This window comes from Enterobacter sp. CCUG 70166, assembly GCF_020224095.1.
Taxonomy (GTDB): Bacteria; Pseudomonadota; Gammaproteobacteria; order Enterobacterales; family Enterobacteriaceae; genus Enterobacter; species Enterobacter intestinihominis.
On record NZ_NRIQ01000054.1, the window covers coordinates 25,557 to 39,802 of the forward strand.

Genomic DNA, 14,246 nt, shown 5'->3' on the forward strand with positions numbered 1-14,246 from the left:
GGATTTGTCATGACGCAATTCAATCCCGTCGATCACCCGCATCGTCGTTTTAACCCGCTCAGCGGGCAATGGATTTTAGTTTCACCGCATCGCGCCAAGCGCCCCTGGCAGGGGGCGCAAGAGACGCCTGCAAAACAGTCGCTGCCACAGCACGATCCGGACTGCTTCCTCTGTCCGGGCAACACGCGCGTGACGGGCGATACAAACCCGAACTACAAAGGCACCTTCGTTTTCACTAACGATTTTGCGGCGCTGATGACCGATACGCCGGACGCGCCGGAAAGCCATGACCCGCTGATGCGCTGCGAAAGCGCCCGCGGCACCAGCCGCGTGATCTGCTTCTCTCCCGATCACAGCAAAACGCTGCCGGAGCTGAGCGTTGAGGCGCTGAAAGAGGTGGTCAGCACCTGGCAGGCGCAAACGGCGGAGCTGGGCCAGACCTATCCGTGGGTGCAGGTATTTGAAAATAAAGGCGCGGCGATGGGCTGCTCTAACCCGCATCCGCACGGCCAGATCTGGGCGAACAGCTTCCTGCCGAACGAAGCCGAACGTGAAGACCGGCTGCAAAAAGCCTATTTCGCCCAGAACGGTTCGCCGATGCTGGTGGATTACACCCAGCGTGAACTGGCGGACGGCAGCCGCACTGTGGTGGAAACCGAGCACTGGCTTGCGGTAGTCCCTTACTGGGCGGCGTGGCCGTTTGAAACGCTGCTGCTGCCAAAGGCCCATGTTCAGCGTATTACGGACCTCAGCGACGCCCAGCGAGACGACCTTGCCCTGGCGCTGAAAAAACTGACCAGCCGCTACGACAACCTGTTCCAGTGTTCCTTCCCCTATTCCATGGGCTGGCACGGTGCGCCGTTTAACGGCGAAGAGAATCAACACTGGCAGTTACATGCACACTTCTATCCGCCGCTGCTGCGTTCTGCGACGGTACGTAAATTCATGGTGGGCTATGAAATGCTGGCGGAAACCCAGCGCGACCTGACGGCGGAACAGGCGGCAGAACGCCTGCGTGCCGTTAGCGACGTCCATTACCGCGAATCAGGAGTTTAAAAATGAGTCTGAAAGATAAAACACAATCCCTGTTTGCTGAAAAATTTGGCTACCCTGCCACCCATATTATCCAGGCGCCAGGCCGCGTTAATCTGATCGGCGAGCACACCGACTATAACGACGGTTTTGTCCTGCCGTGTGCCATCGACTACCAGACGGTGATCGCCTGCGCGAAACGTTCAGATCGTAACGTGCGAGTGATCGCCGCGGATTACGGCAACGAAATTGACGAATTTTCCCTTGATGCACCGATCGTGACCCACGACAGCCAGCAGTGGTCGAACTATGTTCGCGGCGTGGTGAAGCATCTTCTGAAGCGTAACAAGAATTTCGGCGGGGCCGATCTGGTGATCAGCGGCAACGTGCCGCAAGGCGCGGGATTAAGCTCTTCCGCATCGCTGGAAGTGGCGGTCGGCACCGTGTTCCAGCAGCTTTATCATCTGCCGCTGGACGGGGCGCAGATCGCCCTCAACGGTCAGGAAGCGGAAAACCAGTTCGTGGGCTGCAACTGCGGCATTATGGATCAGCTGATTTCCGCGCTGGGCAAGAAAGAACATGCTTTGCTGATTGACTGCCGCTCCCTCGGGACCAAAGCGGTTCCACTGCCAAAAGGTGCGGCTGTGGTGATCATCAACAGCAACTTCAAACGCACCCTGGTGGGGAGCGAGTACAACACCCGCCGCGAGCAGTGTGAAACCGGCGCGCGCTTCTTCCAGCAGCCAGCCCTGCGTGATGTCTCACTTGACGAATTTAACAAGGTTGCCCACGAACTGGATCCGGTTGTCACTAAGCGCGTGCGTCACGTGCTGACGGAAAATGCCCGTACCGTAGAAGCCGCCTCCGCGCTGGCGAAAGGTGACCTGAAACGGATGGGCGAGCTGATGGCCGAATCGCATGCCTCCATGCGCGACGATTTCGAAATCACCGTGCCACAAATCGACACCCTGGTTGAAATTGTGAAAGCCACGATTGGCGACAAAGGCGGCGTGCGTATGACCGGGGGGGGATTTGGCGGCTGTGTCGTCGCCCTGGTGCCGGAAGAGCTGGTCCCTGCCATTCAGGACGCGGTGGCTAAACAGTACGAAGCCAAAACGGGCATCAAAGAAACTTTCTATGTCTGCAAAGCATCACAAGGAGCCGGACAGTGCTAAACGAAACACCTACTCTCGCACCGGATGGTCTGCCGTATCGCCTGTTGACCCTGCGCAACAGCGCCGGGATGGTGGTTACGCTGATGGACTGGGGCGCAACGTTACTTTCTGCCCGCGTACCAATGCCTGACGGCAGCGTGCGCGAAACCCTGCTCGGCTGCGCATCGCCCGAGCAGTATATCGAGCAGACCGCTTTTCTGGGCGCATCCATAGGCCGTTACGCCAACCGCATCGCCAGAAGCCGGTTTACGCTGGACGGCGTAACCTATTCCCTGCTTGCCAGCCAGGGTGAAAATCAGCTGCACGGCGGCCCGGAAGGGTTTGATAAACGTCGCTGGAAGATTGTGCAGCAAAATGACGGTGAGGTCTGGTTCTCTCTGGACTCCCTCGACGGAGACCAGGGCTTCCCGGGCAATCTCACCGCAACCGCACGCTTTACCCTGACCGAAAATAATCGTATCGCCATTGAGTACCGCGCGACCGTCGACAAGCCGTGCCCGGTCAACCTGACTAACCACGCCTATTTCAACCTTGACGGCAATCAGACCGATGTCCGCAGCCACAAACTCCAGATCCTGGCGGACGCGTATCTGCCGGTCGATGAGATGGGTATCCCTTATCAGGGGCTGAAACCGGTAAGCGGTAATAGCTTTGATTTCCGTCAGCCGAAAACCATCGCCCAGGATTTCCTGAGTGATGACGATCAGCGCAAGGTGAAAGGCTACGACCACGCTTTCCTGTTGCAGGCGAAAGGCGATCTTTCTCAACCTGCCGCACAGGTCTGGTCTGCGGATGAGAAGTTACAGATGACGGTCTACACCACCGCCCCTGCCCTGCAGTTCTACTCCGGTAACTACCTGGAGGGGACCACGGCGCGTGAACATAACGACTACGCCGCCTGGCAAGGTCTGGCGCTGGAGAGCGAGTTCCTGCCGGACAGTCCTAACCATCCTGAATGGCCGCAGCCTGACTGTGTGCTGCGTCCGGGTGAAGAGTACGTAAGCGTCACAGAGTATCATTTCATTCCGCGCGCATAATGTCCGGCGGCGCTACGCGTGCACGGGCCTACGAATGTAGGCCGGATAAGCGAAGCGCCATCCGGCAAAAAGCCTGGCCCTCACCGCGAGGGCTTTTTTCCGCTCAGCTTGCTGAAAATAGCGGCGATCGCAGACAAAATCATAACCCTGGATTCACATGCATCTTACACTCTCGAACTATTTTCGCTATGGTTAGGGTTAAGCGTTGCTGCTGGCACAGTCACGGCAATATAATGAGAATTGTTATCATTCAAAATGCTTGAGGAGTAAGAAATGGCTAATACTAAGCTTGTCCTGGTGCGCCACGGCGAAAGCCAGTGGAACAACGAAAACCGCTTCACCGGTTGGTATGACGTTGATCTGTCCGAGAAAGGCGTGAGCGAAGCAAAAGCGGCAGGTAAACTGCTGAAAGAAGAAGGCTTCACCTTTGACTTTGCTTACACCTCTGTGCTGAAACGTGCCATCCATACCCTGTGGAACATTCTGGACGAGCTGGATCAGGCCTGGCTGCCGGTTGAGAAATCCTGGAAACTGAACGAGCGTCACTACGGTGCGCTGCAAGGTCTGAACAAAGCAGAAACCGCAGAAAAATACGGTGACGAGCAGGTTAAGCAGTGGCGTCGTGGTTTTGCGGTCACGCCTCCAGAGCTGAGCAAAGATGACGAGCGCTACCCGGGCCACGATCCGCGTTACGCGAAGCTGACTGAAGCTGAACTGCCGCAGACCGAAAGCCTGGCGCTGACCATCGACCGCGTTGTGCCTTACTGGAACGAAACCATTCTGCCACGCCTGAAAAGCGGCGAGCGTGTCATTATCGCTGCTCACGGTAACTCCCTGCGTGCGCTGGTGAAATACCTGGACAACATGGGTGAAGATGAAATCCTCGAGCTGAACATCCCTACCGGCGTGCCGCTGGTGTACGAGTTCGACGAAAACTTCAAGCCAGTTAAACATTACTACCTGGGTAACGCCGACGAAATCGCTGCAAAAGCGGCGGCCGTGGCGAACCAGGGTAAAGCGAAGTAATTATCGCCGGACATAAAAAAAGCGTGGAGCAATCCACGCTTTTTTATTGCCCGCGATAAACTTAACCGCGACGCGCTTTTACCGCATCCGCCAGCTGACGCAGGATCGCATCGGTATCATCCCAGCCAATGCAGGCATCCGTCACGCTCTTACCGTAGACCAGCGGCTCGCTGCCCTCCAGGTTCTGATTGCCTTCCACCAGATGGCTCTCAATCATCACCCCAATCACTGCGCGTTCACCGTTGGCGATTTGCTGACAAACGTCTGCACCAACTTCCATCTGCTTTTTGAACTGTTTGCTTGAGTTCGCATGGCTGAAATCGATCATGATCTGCGGCGCCAGTCCCGCTTTCTCCAGACCCGCCTTCACTTCCGCCACGTGTTTTGCGCTGTAGTTAGGCTCTTTACCGCCGCGCAGAATGATATGGCAATCGCCATTACCGCTGGTATTCACGATAGCCGAGTGGCCCCACTTAGTCACCGACAGGAAGCAGTGCGGCGCGCCAGCCGCATTGATGGCATCAATAGCGACTTTGATGGTGCCATCAGTGCCGTTTTTGAAACCCACCGGGCATGACAGGCCAGACGCCAGCTCACGGTGAACCTGCGATTCAGTCGTACGCGCACCAATAGCGCCCCAGCTCATCAGGTCAGCCAGATACTGCGGGGTGATCATATCGAGGAATTCTCCGGCAGCAGGCAGCCCGCTGTCGTTAATCTCCAGCAGCAGCTTACGCGCAATACGCAGGCCGTCGTTGATCTGGAAACTGTTGTCCATGTGCGGATCGTTGATCAACCCTTTCCAGCCCACGGTGGTACGCGGTTTTTCGAAATAAACGCGCATCACAATTTCCAGTTCGCCCTTCAGCTCTTCGCGCAGGGTGAGCAGACGTGACGCGTACTCTTTGGCCGCAGCAGGATCGTGAATGGAGCACGGTCCGATGACCACCAGAAGACGATCGTCGCTACCTTTCAGGATCTTGTGGATCGCCTTGCGGGCATGAGACACCGTGTTGGCGGCATTTTCGGTGGCGGGGAATTTTTCAAGGAGCGCTACGGGAGGTAATAACTCATTGATCTCTTTAATGCGTAAATCGTCGTTCTGATAATTCATCTTCTTTCCGGCTCTGCCATATCTTTAGTAATGAAAGCAATGCTTTCAATCTAACTTGTCGGTCACGAAGTGTAAACGGGCTTTTACACTTCGCGCAGATAATTCCTGGAATTCGCCTAAAATACGCAACAAAATAGCGAAAAATGAGATCTCGCCTAAGCTTTTTACTTGTAACGACTGTTTTTAAATACTTATACGCGATTCCATCCTGACATAATTCAGGAATCTGGGATCTTTCGCCACTGAACAAGATGCACTGTTGGAGAATGTTATCCAGCGTAACGATAAGAACAGGAGCACCATGATGAAAATGACGAAACTGACTACGCTTTTCCTGACGGCAACCCTTACCCTGGCAAGCGGTAGCGTACTGGCAGCCGATACAGGCTCCTCCGGCAGCAACGGCGACGCGAATGCCGCTGCCGAAGCGGGCCAGGTTGCGCCGGATGCAAAACAGAATATCGCGCCAAATAATGTTGATAACAGTAATATCAACACGGGCAATACCAACACCGGCGGTACGAATACCGGCACGATGAACCATGACGGTATGAGCACTGACGAAGTTCACAAAAACTCAATGTGTAAAGACGGGAAATGCCCGGACCCGAATGACAAAGTGGGCAGCGATGCCAATACCAAAACGGACGGTACTACCCAGTAACCTTCCGTAAGGTAAAAGAGGGAGAGCGAATGCTCTCCTTTTTTATTTAAGCTCTTAAAAACGCTACACTAAAAATAATAATAAATCAGGAACGATACCATGGCGCACTCCCACTCCCATTCCCACTCCACTGGCGATGAAAATGCCAAACGGCTTCTGCTGGCTTTTGGCGTCACTGCCACCTTTATGATTATTGAGGTGACAGGCGGACTGATCTCCGGATCGCTGGCGCTGCTGGCCGATGCCGGGCATATGCTGACCGACGCTGCCGCGCTCCTGTTTGCTCTGCTGGCCGTGCAGTTTGCCCGTCGCCCTCCCAATGCCCGCCACACCTTTGGCTGGCTCAGACTGACCACACTTGCTGCGTTCGTGAATGCGATTGCACTGGTGGTTATTACCATTCTTATCGTCTGGGAGGCGTTTCAGCGCTTTCGTCATCCACAACCGGTAGCCGGAACGACGATGATGGTGATTGCTATTGCCGGGTTGGTCGCCAATATTCTGGCATTCTGGATATTGCACCGCGGCAGCAGCGAAAAAAATCTGAACGTACGGGCCGCGGCGCTTCACGTGCTGGGCGATCTGCTGGGTTCCGTAGGTGCCATCGTCGCCGCGCTGATCATTATGGGTACGGGCTGGACCCCCATCGACCCGATTCTTTCCGTGCTGGTATCGTGCCTTGTATTACGCAGTGCCTGGCGGCTGTTGAAAGAGAGCGTGAATGAACTGCTGGAAGGCGCTCCCACGTCGCTGGATATTGGCGAGCTAAAACGCAATCTGTGTCGTTCCATTCCTGAAGTCCGTAACGTTCACCACGTTCACGTCTGGCTGGTGGGTGAGAAACCGCTTATGACGCTGCACGTTCAGGTTATTCCGCCCCACGATCACGATGCGTTGCTTGAACGTATTCGGCACTTCCTTGAGCATCACTACGAAATTGCGCACTCCACCATCCAGATGGAGTATCAGCCTTGTAACGGGCCAGACTGTCACCTGAACGAGGCGCAGTCCGGCCACTCACACGAGCATCACCATTAGCGGGAAAGCGCGCGAGAGCCACGCTCACGCGCGCTGTTGATCCACATGCGGCTACCGTTCAGGGCAATGACGGTCAGCAGCATATACTCCAACGACATGGCATAAACGCCCTGACGGGCAAAAATCACCACGCTAATCACGTTGATGACCACCCACAGCAGCCAGTTTTCAACGTATTTACGGGTCATCAGGATCATTGCGGCAATCGAAAGCACCATCATGCAGGAATCCCAGAACGGGAAGGCATCAGGCTGAAGCTCAGGCATCGTCACGTTTAATCCCAGACCCGACATGACCGAGACCGCCACGCGCGTCAGGAAGGCAAATACCGGGTCAATAAAGACGGTCATAAAGCCGATTGCCACCACGCAGGCCGCGAGCCAGGCAATGGCTTTTGGCAACGGCAGCCAGCGGATTTGCAGCTCCGCCTCCTGCTGACTGTTTTGCCGCGACCAGGCGTACCAGCCATAGATATTGGCCGCGAAGAAGAACAGCTGCAGAAGCAAGCTGGCGTAGAGCTGGATCTGGAAGAAGATGATCGCAAACAGCGTGACGTTTATCAGCCCGAACGCATAGTTACTGATCTTCTCAAGGCTGGCCAGCCAGATACAGAGTAAACCGGCCAGCGTACCTACCGCTTCAATCCACGACAGGTCATAGCCGCCCGCACCAATCGGGATATGAACCAGGATGTTCTGTGTGCTAAAAAAATCCATTTTTTCTCCGGGGCGTAATAAGTTAAGTACGTAGTGTAGCCGCAAAATCCAGCATACGGTTAAGCGGAATTAACGCGCCTTCGCGCAGGGCGGCGTCTACGTGGATCTCATGCGCTGCGCCCCCGATCTCCAGCCCCTCCGCTATCGCCTTAAGTCCATTCATCGCCATCCACGGGCAGTGCGCGCAGCTTCGACAGGTCGCCCCTTCTCCGGCGGTTGGCGCTTCGAGCAGCTCTTTTTCTGGTACGGCCTGCTGCATTTTATAGAAGATACCGCGATCGGTCGCCACGATGAGCTGCTTGTGCGGCAGGGTTTTTGCCGCGTTTATCAACTGGCTGGTTGAGCCGACGGCGTCCGCCATCTCAACAATCGACTGCGGCGACTCCGGATGCACCAGAATTGCGGCCTGCGGGTATAAGCGTTTCATCCGGGTCAGTGCCTGGGTCTTAAACTCGTCGTGAACGATACAGGCGCCCTGCCAGCACAGTACATCCGCACCGGTCTGTTTTTGTACGTAGTTTCCCAGGTGACGATCGGGCGCCCAGATGATTTTCTCCCCCAGGCTGTCCAGATGTTCAATCAGCTCAACGGCGATACTGGACGTTACTACCCAGTCTGCCCGGGCTTTCACCGCCGCAGACGTATTGGCATAGACCACCACGGTACGGTCAGGGTGGGCATCACAGAAGGCGGTGAACTCATCAATCGGGCAACCGAGGTCAAGAGAACATTCGGCATTCAGCGTAGGCATCAGAATCGTTTTTTCCGGGTTGAGGATTTTTGCCGTTTCACCCATAAAACGAACCCCCGCGACCAGCAGCGTGGAGGCTGAATGCTTAGCACCGAAACGCGCCATCTCCAGGGAGTCTGAGATACAGCCACCCGTCTCTTCCGCCAGCTGCTGAATTTCCGGGTCGGTGTAGTAATGCGCCACCATCACCGCATCACGCTCTTTAAGGAGGCGCTTGATTTTTTCACGATAGAACTGCTTCTCATCCCGGCTTAGCGGAGCTGGCTTCGGCGGGAAGGGATAGATTGCGGTTTCGGGATCAAACATCACACTCATTATGGCTTCTCGTTTTACTGGCTTAACAATATTGCCTTTGTTTTGCATGAGATAACAAAAATAAGGCAATGGTGTTTTATATACTAAACAAGATAGCGAATTTGAGGGGGAATGTCATCGGGAATTGATGCCGGTAGCATTTGTCGGCTGGTGGCTTCGCCTTACCCGACCTACAAGGCACTGGCGAACGACAGATAGCAAAAAGGCGCCTTTAGGGCGCCTTTCTACACTGGTGGGTCGTGCAGGATTCGAACCTGCGACCAATTGATTAAAAGTCAACTGCTCTACCAACTGAGCTAACGACCCCTTGCGGGATGTACTTCAAATCTATTCAGGCTGGTGGGTCGTGCAGGATTCGAACCTGCGACCAATTGATTAAAAGTCAACTGCTCTACCAACTGAGCTAACGACCCATTCGGGTGTTGCCTGAATTATCACTCGGAACCAATAAAATTGGTGGGTCGTGCAGGATTCGAACCTGCGACCAATTGATTAAAAGTCAACTGCTCTACCAACTGAGCTAACGACCCGAGTGGTGGGTGATGACGGGCTCGAACCGCCGACCCCCTCCGTGTAAAGGAGATGCTCTACCAACTGAGCTAATCACCCACTCTGTACTGCCGGAACTGCTTTAAGTGGTGGGTCGTGCAGGATTCGAACCTGCGACCAATTGATTAAAAGTCAACTGCTCTACCAACTGAGCTAACGACCCACTTTTGCGCTGCTTTCACGTTGTTTGATATCCCGTGGCAACGGCGGCATATATTACTGATTTAAGAATTCTGCGCAACAAAAATTTCGATGAAGATCACTTAACTGCTTAGGAATCATGCTGCACGACCAGAAATAACGCGATTTCTGGTCATGCGATAATCAACCCATCGAACTCAAACGTTTTTGCGCTTGTTTGGCGCCGTCTGTACCCGGGAATTTCGCAACCACCTGCTGATAAACCGCTTTGGCTTTTGCAGTGTCGCCTTTGTCCTGCATGATCACGCCGACTTTATACATCGCATCCGGCGCTTTCGGTGATTTCGGGTAATTTTTCACCACAGAGGCAAAATAAAACGCCGCATCATCCTTTTTACCCTTGTTGTAATTCAACTGACCTAGCCAGTAGTTCGCATTTGGCTGATAAGTAGAATCAGGGTACTTCTTAACGAAGTTCTGAAACGCAACGATAGCATCGTCCTGGCGCGATTTGTCCTGTACTAGGGCAATGGCCGCGTTATAGTCCGTATTCGCGTCACCGCTCTGTACAGGCGCACCTGACGACGGGGAGGCATCTGCCGCAGGTGCAGGCGTCGCCGCACCGCTTTGATCGCCTGCTGCTGGCTGTGCTGCTGCTCCGCCACTGTTCAGGCTATCCATCTGCAACAAAATTTGCTTCTGGCGCTCCACAACCTGATTAAGCTGATACTGGCTCTCCTGAATCTGACCACGAAGGGAATCAATATCATTCTGGTTATCGGAAAGCTGCTGCTGGAGTTGAGTTAAAAGCTGGCTGTGAGCGTTAGAGATACGCTCGAGTTGAGTGACCCGGTCTTCTACCGAGCCTGAGCCGACACTACTGATTGGTGCCTGAGCAAAAGCGGCCCAGGGGGCCGCTATTCCAACCAGTAACGACAGACTCATCAGATGATGTCTGAAGTTACTGCTCATGCAATTCTCTTAGTAAACGAGTACGGCACGACGGTTTTTGGAGTAAGCCGCTTCGTCGTGACCCAGTACTGCTGGTTTTTCTTTACCGTAAGAAACGATGGAGATCTGGTCAGCAGAAACGCCTTTACCCTGCAAATACATTTTAACAGCGTTTGCACGACGTTCACCCAGGGAGATGTTGTACTCCGGAGTACCACGTTCGTCCGCGTGACCTTCTACGGTGACTTTGTAAGACGGGTTGCTACGCAGGAAGTTTGCGTGCGCATCCAGCATCGCAGCGAAGTCAGAACGGATGTCGTATTTATCCAGATCGAAGTAAACGATGTTGTTCTGCTGTAACTGCTGCATCTGAAGACGCGCTTGCTCTTCAGAAGACATATTGCCATTGCCGTTAGCGTCCATACCGGTGCCGGCACCCATCATGCCTTCGCCGCTCTGGTCATTGCTTGCGTTCTTGTTAGAAGAACACGCTGCGATTGCCATAACAGGCAGAGCGATCATCAGCCCCTTCAGCACTTTGTTCAGTTGCATTTCTAAGATTCCTTTAGTAATCAATTAATTATTATTACAGATACGGCGACCAGGCAGGTGATTTTACCTGTCCATCAGTTGCCGGAAGACGCGCTTTGAAACGCCCATCTGTAGAAACCAGATTCAGCACGGATCCCATCCCCTGAGAAGAGCTGTAGATTACCATGGTGCCGTTAGGTGCCAGACTTGGCGTTTCATCCAGGAACGTTGACGACAGTATTTGTACGCCTCCCGTTACCAGATCTTGTTTGGCAATGTGCTGCTGACCACCCGCAGTGCTGACCATTACCATTGTTTTACCATCGGCACTGACGTCAGCATCCTGGTTCTGAGAACCTTCCCAGGTAATACGCTGCGCTGCTCCGCCGTTGATATTCACTTTATAAACTTGTGGACGACCTGCCTGGTCGGACGTAAAGGCCAGATTCTGGCTGTCCGGGAACCAGGTTGGTTCAGTGTTATTGCTACGACCATCCGTGACCTGACGGATCTGACCAGAACCAATATCCATTACGTACAGGTTCAGGCTACCGGTTTTAGACAGGGCAAACGCCAGTTTGGTACCGTCCGGAGAGAACGCAGGTGCACCGTTGTGACGTGGGAATGACGCAACCTGACGAACAGCACCGTTAGAGAGCGTCTGGATGACCAGCGCGGAGCGGCCGCTTTCGAAGGTCACATACGCCAGCTTTGAGCCGTCCGGAGACCATGCCGGAGACATCAGCGGCTGCGGTGAACGGTGTACGGTGAACTGGTTGTAACCATCGTAGTCAGAGACGCGCAGCTCATAAGGGAACTGGCCGCCGTTGGTCTGTACCACGTACGCGATACGGGTACGGAACGCACCTTTAATACCGGTCAGCTTCTCGAACACTTCGTCACTCGCCGTATGGCCAGCGTAGCGCAGCCACTGCTTGTTCACTTTATACGTGTTCTGAGCCAGAACGGTACCCGGCGCACCGCCGGTATCAACCAGCTGATACGCAACGTTATAGCCGCCGTCTGGTGCAGGCGTAACCTGACCGACAACTACCGCATCAATACCCAGCGCAGACCATGCAGCAGGCTGAACGTCCTGCGCAGTACCCGGCTGCTGAGGCAGGCGGGAACGATCTAATGGGTTAAATTTACCGCTGTTACGCAGGTCAGCTGCAACAATGCCGCCAATATCTTCAGGCGCAGCGCCCGGGCCTGCCCACTGGAACGGAACGACACCAATCGGACGCGCCGAGTCCACCCCCTGGGTGATCTCGATACGTACTTCTGCGTGCAGTACAGCTGCCCACAGCATTAAAAAACTAACTGCTACACGTAATGCCTGCTTCATCATATCTCCCTTATCTGGGTAACCTTACCCACGATAATTTAGCAGAATGTTAACAAACCCAAATAGACAAAACTACTTATCCTGTTTACGACCATAGACTGTTTTTCATACTTCCGTTAGAAGAGTTGATTACAGCTTAAAGTCCAGTTTGGCATCTTTTATCCTTTCATAAACAGCCTCGCTAGGCGGTTTAGGAATGTTCGCCGATCTGGCTGCGGCCAGCGCAGCCTGACAGAGCGCAGGATCGCCCCCTTCAGACGTCACGCTTTTCAACCTGCCGTCTGGCGCAAGATTGATGTGCAGTACGCATTGCTTGCCCTGATACAGGCCTGCATCAAAGAGTCGGCTCTGAATCGCAACCTGGATCTGTTTGGCATAAGCACTGATATCTGCACCTGTTGCCCCACCGTTGGCTCCGGAGGTACCGCTGTCTTTTGACGGCTGTCCATTTCCTTTCGCCCCACCGCCCGTTTTCGGTGCATTCTTACCGGAACTCAGGTCGCCAAGCAGGTCATCAACACCGGCAGCAGCGGCTGCTTTTTCAGCGGCAGCAGCCTTTTTAGCCGCAGCTTTTTCCGCAGCGGCTTTCTTATCGGCAGCGGCTTTCTCAGCGGCTGCTTTTTTATCAGCGGCTGCTTTTTTATCAGCAGCGGCTTTTTCCGCAGCGGCGGCTTTTTCTGCCGCAGCTTTCTCAGCGGCGGCCGCTTTTTTCGCAGCATCAGCAGCCGCTTTCTTCTCGGCTTCCTGCGCAGCTTTTTTAGCGGCTTCCGCTTCGGCTTTCTTCTGTGCGTCGGCAGCAGCCTTTTTCGCCGCTTCCGCTTCTGCTTTCTTCTTCGCATCAGCAGCCGCTTTCTTCGCCGCCTCGGCTTCCGCTTTCTGCTGAGCATCAGCAGCCGCTTTCTTCGCCGCTTCTGCGGCTAACTTAGCCTGAGCATCTGCCTGCGCCTTCGCATCTGCTGCGGCCTTGGCTGCCGCCTCTTCCGCTTGCTTCTGCTGTTCCTGCGCTTTCTTCGCTGCGGCTTCAGCCTGTTTCTGCTGCTCCGCCTGCTCTTTCGCGGCTTCCTGCGCCTGCAAACGCTCTTTCTCAAGCTGCTTCAGACGCTCCTGCTCGGCGGCCTGCTTTTCACGCAGCTCTTCCGCCTGCTGTTGCGCCTGTTTTTCACGCTGCTCTTCAGCGCGTTTTGCGCTCGCCTGCTGCTGTTGCTGACGATTATAGTTCTGCACTACCGCACCGGGATCCACCATGACGGCGTCGATGGACGAGCCCCCACCGCCGCCTGATGCATCAAGGTGCTCATCGAACGAACTCCAGATCAGCGCTGCAAAAAGAATCACGTGCAGCACTGCGGAGACGATTATCGCTCGCTTAAGCTTGTCGTTCTGTTCGGTTGCCTTTGACACTATCGGTTCCCAAAAACTACGCAGATGATCAAATAGGCTGAGTCATTAAGCCAACTGACTTAACGCCCGCGCTATGTAGCAAGTTCAGCGCTTTGATAATTTCATCATATGGTACGTCTTTCGCACCACCGATTAAGAAGACCGTCTTCGGATTTGACTCCAGGCGTCGTTGCGCTTCAGCAATAACCTGCTCGGGCGGAAGCTGATCCATACGATCTTTCTCTACCACCACGCTGTACTGCCCTACGCCGGAAACCTCAATGATGACCGGAGGATCGTCATTGGTGCTTACCGCCTGTGATTCTGTCGCATCCGGCAGATCCACTTCCACGCTCTGGGTGATGATGGGCGCTGTCGCCATAAAGATCAGCAGCAGCACCAGCAGCACGTCCAGTAACGGAACGATATTGATTTCGGACTTGAGCTCGCGACGACCTCGTCCACGCGATCTGGCCAT

General features: G+C 54.4%; 14 protein-coding genes and 5 tRNA genes. 6 read left to right on the forward strand and 13 right to left on the reverse strand.

Annotated elements, in window-relative coordinates; genetic code table 11:
- Positions 1-9: 9 nt before the first annotated feature.
- The 4 genes from galT to gpmA all read left to right on the forward strand — a co-directional run bounded on the left by galT (position 10) and on the right by gpmA (position 4,270).
- Positions 10-1,056, forward strand: coding sequence for a galactose-1-phosphate uridylyltransferase (gene galT / locus CKK19_RS21465; protein ID WP_063147998.1), 1,047 nt, complete (start codon positions 10-12; stop codon positions 1,054-1,056).
- Between the two features lie 2 nt (positions 1,057-1,058).
- Positions 1,059-2,207, forward strand: coding sequence for a galactokinase (galK, locus tag CKK19_RS21470; RefSeq protein ID WP_023305717.1), 1,149 nt, complete (start codon positions 1,059-1,061; stop codon positions 2,205-2,207).
- Complete coding sequence (gene galM / locus CKK19_RS21475; RefSeq protein ID WP_225455219.1) at positions 2,201-3,244, forward strand: galactose-1-epimerase; 1,044 nt, start codon at positions 2,201-2,203, stop codon at positions 3,242-3,244. The genes galK and galM overlap by 7 nt, the downstream gene beginning before the upstream one ends.
- Before the next feature lie 273 nt (positions 3,245-3,517).
- Positions 3,518-4,270: a 2,3-diphosphoglycerate-dependent phosphoglycerate mutase gene (gene gpmA / locus CKK19_RS21480; protein ID WP_003858562.1), complete on the forward strand. Its 753-nt coding sequence runs from the start codon at positions 3,518-3,520 to the stop codon at positions 4,268-4,270.
- A 61-nt stretch (positions 4,271-4,331) separates the two neighbouring features.
- Here gpmA and aroG read toward each other — a convergent pair whose 3' ends face one another.
- On the reverse strand, positions 4,332-5,384 hold the full coding sequence (gene aroG / locus CKK19_RS21485; RefSeq protein WP_022647478.1) for a 3-deoxy-7-phosphoheptulonate synthase AroG: 1,053 nt from the start codon (positions 5,382-5,384) through the stop codon (positions 4,332-4,334).
- Positions 5,385-5,688: 304 nt separating this feature from the next.
- Between aroG and CKK19_RS21490 the strand changes: the two genes are divergently transcribed.
- Positions 5,689-6,048: a protein YbgS gene (locus tag CKK19_RS21490; RefSeq protein ID WP_022647477.1), complete on the forward strand. Its 360-nt coding sequence runs from the start codon at positions 5,689-5,691 to the stop codon at positions 6,046-6,048.
- Positions 6,049-6,147: 99 nt separating this feature from the next.
- The gene (gene zitB, locus CKK19_RS21495) at positions 6,148-7,086 is read left to right on the forward strand and encodes a CDF family zinc transporter ZitB (RefSeq protein ID WP_022647476.1); all 939 of its coding nucleotides are present in this window, start codon (positions 6,148-6,150) and stop codon (positions 7,084-7,086) included.
- Here the strand turns inward: zitB and pnuC are convergent.
- The 12 genes from pnuC to tolR form a co-directional block, all read right to left on the reverse strand.
- The gene (gene pnuC, locus CKK19_RS21500) at positions 7,083-7,802 is read right to left on the reverse strand and encodes a nicotinamide riboside transporter PnuC (RefSeq protein WP_022647475.1); all 720 of its coding nucleotides are present in this window, start codon (positions 7,800-7,802) and stop codon (positions 7,083-7,085) included. The genes zitB and pnuC overlap by 4 nt on opposite strands.
- Positions 7,803-7,824: 22 nt before the next feature.
- The gene (gene nadA, locus CKK19_RS21505; protein ID WP_023299618.1) at positions 7,825-8,868 is read right to left on the reverse strand and encodes a quinolinate synthase NadA; all 1,044 of its coding nucleotides are present in this window, start codon (positions 8,866-8,868) and stop codon (positions 7,825-7,827) included.
- 230 nt (positions 8,869-9,098) lie between these two features.
- Positions 9,099-9,174, reverse strand: a tRNA-Lys gene (locus tag CKK19_RS21510).
- Positions 9,175-9,205: 31 nt separating this feature from the next.
- A tRNA-Lys gene (locus CKK19_RS21515) sits at positions 9,206-9,281 on the reverse strand.
- A gap of 41 nt (positions 9,282-9,322) precedes the next feature.
- Positions 9,323-9,398: transfer RNA gene (locus CKK19_RS21520), tRNA-Lys, on the reverse strand.
- 3 nt (positions 9,399-9,401) lie between these two features.
- A tRNA-Val gene (locus CKK19_RS21525) sits at positions 9,402-9,477 on the reverse strand.
- A gap of 27 nt (positions 9,478-9,504) precedes the next feature.
- Positions 9,505-9,580: transfer RNA gene (locus CKK19_RS21530), tRNA-Lys, on the reverse strand.
- Positions 9,581-9,741: 161 nt separating this feature from the next.
- On the reverse strand, positions 9,742-10,530 hold the full coding sequence (cpoB, locus tag CKK19_RS21535) for a cell division protein CpoB (protein ID WP_045308831.1): 789 nt from the start codon (positions 10,528-10,530) through the stop codon (positions 9,742-9,744).
- Positions 10,531-10,539: 9 nt separating this feature from the next.
- Positions 10,540-11,061: a peptidoglycan-associated lipoprotein Pal gene (gene pal / locus CKK19_RS21540; protein ID WP_003858578.1), complete on the reverse strand. Its 522-nt coding sequence runs from the start codon at positions 11,059-11,061 to the stop codon at positions 10,540-10,542.
- A gap of 34 nt (positions 11,062-11,095) precedes the next feature.
- The gene (tolB, locus tag CKK19_RS21545) at positions 11,096-12,388 is read right to left on the reverse strand and encodes a Tol-Pal system beta propeller repeat protein TolB (RefSeq protein ID WP_022647472.1); all 1,293 of its coding nucleotides are present in this window, start codon (positions 12,386-12,388) and stop codon (positions 11,096-11,098) included.
- A gap of 129 nt (positions 12,389-12,517) precedes the next feature.
- Positions 12,518-13,789 carry a cell envelope integrity protein TolA gene (gene tolA, locus CKK19_RS21550; protein WP_063148000.1) on the reverse strand — a complete coding sequence of 424 codons (1,272 nt, stop codon included), beginning with the start codon at positions 13,787-13,789 and terminating at the stop codon, positions 12,518-12,520.
- Between the two features lie 28 nt (positions 13,790-13,817).
- The gene (tolR, locus tag CKK19_RS21555; protein ID WP_003858589.1) at positions 13,818-14,246 is read right to left on the reverse strand and encodes a colicin uptake protein TolR; all 429 of its coding nucleotides are present in this window, start codon (positions 14,244-14,246) and stop codon (positions 13,818-13,820) included.

Coding starts and splice junctions, on each gene's coding strand:
- tolB (WP_022647472.1), bottom strand. CDS start 12,388: ATGAAGCAGGCATTACGTGTAGCAGTTAGTTTTTTAATGCTGTGGGCA.
- galT (WP_063147998.1), top strand. CDS start 10: ATGACGCAATTCAATCCCGTCGATCACCCGCATCGTCGTTTTAACCCG.
- zitB (WP_022647476.1), top strand. CDS start 6,148: ATGGCGCACTCCCACTCCCATTCCCACTCCACTGGCGATGAAAATGCC.
- pal (WP_003858578.1), bottom strand. CDS start 11,061: ATGCAACTGAACAAAGTGCTGAAGGGGCTGATGATCGCTCTGCCTGTT.
- cpoB (WP_045308831.1), bottom strand. CDS start 10,530: ATGAGCAGTAACTTCAGACATCATCTGATGAGTCTGTCGTTACTGGTT.
- nadA (WP_023299618.1), bottom strand. CDS start 8,868: ATGAGTGTGATGTTTGATCCCGAAACCGCAATCTATCCCTTCCCGCCG.
- gpmA (WP_003858562.1), top strand. CDS start 3,518: ATGGCTAATACTAAGCTTGTCCTGGTGCGCCACGGCGAAAGCCAGTGG.
- pnuC (WP_022647475.1), bottom strand. CDS start 7,802: ATGGATTTTTTTAGCACACAGAACATCCTGGTTCATATCCCGATTGGT.
- galK (WP_023305717.1), top strand. CDS start 1,059: ATGAGTCTGAAAGATAAAACACAATCCCTGTTTGCTGAAAAATTTGGC.
- tolR (WP_003858589.1), bottom strand. CDS start 14,246: ATGGCCAGATCGCGTGGACGAGGTCGTCGCGAGCTCAAGTCCGAAATC.
- aroG (WP_022647478.1), bottom strand. CDS start 5,384: ATGAATTATCAGAACGACGATTTACGCATTAAAGAGATCAATGAGTTA.
- CKK19_RS21490 (WP_022647477.1), top strand. CDS start 5,689: ATGAAAATGACGAAACTGACTACGCTTTTCCTGACGGCAACCCTTACC.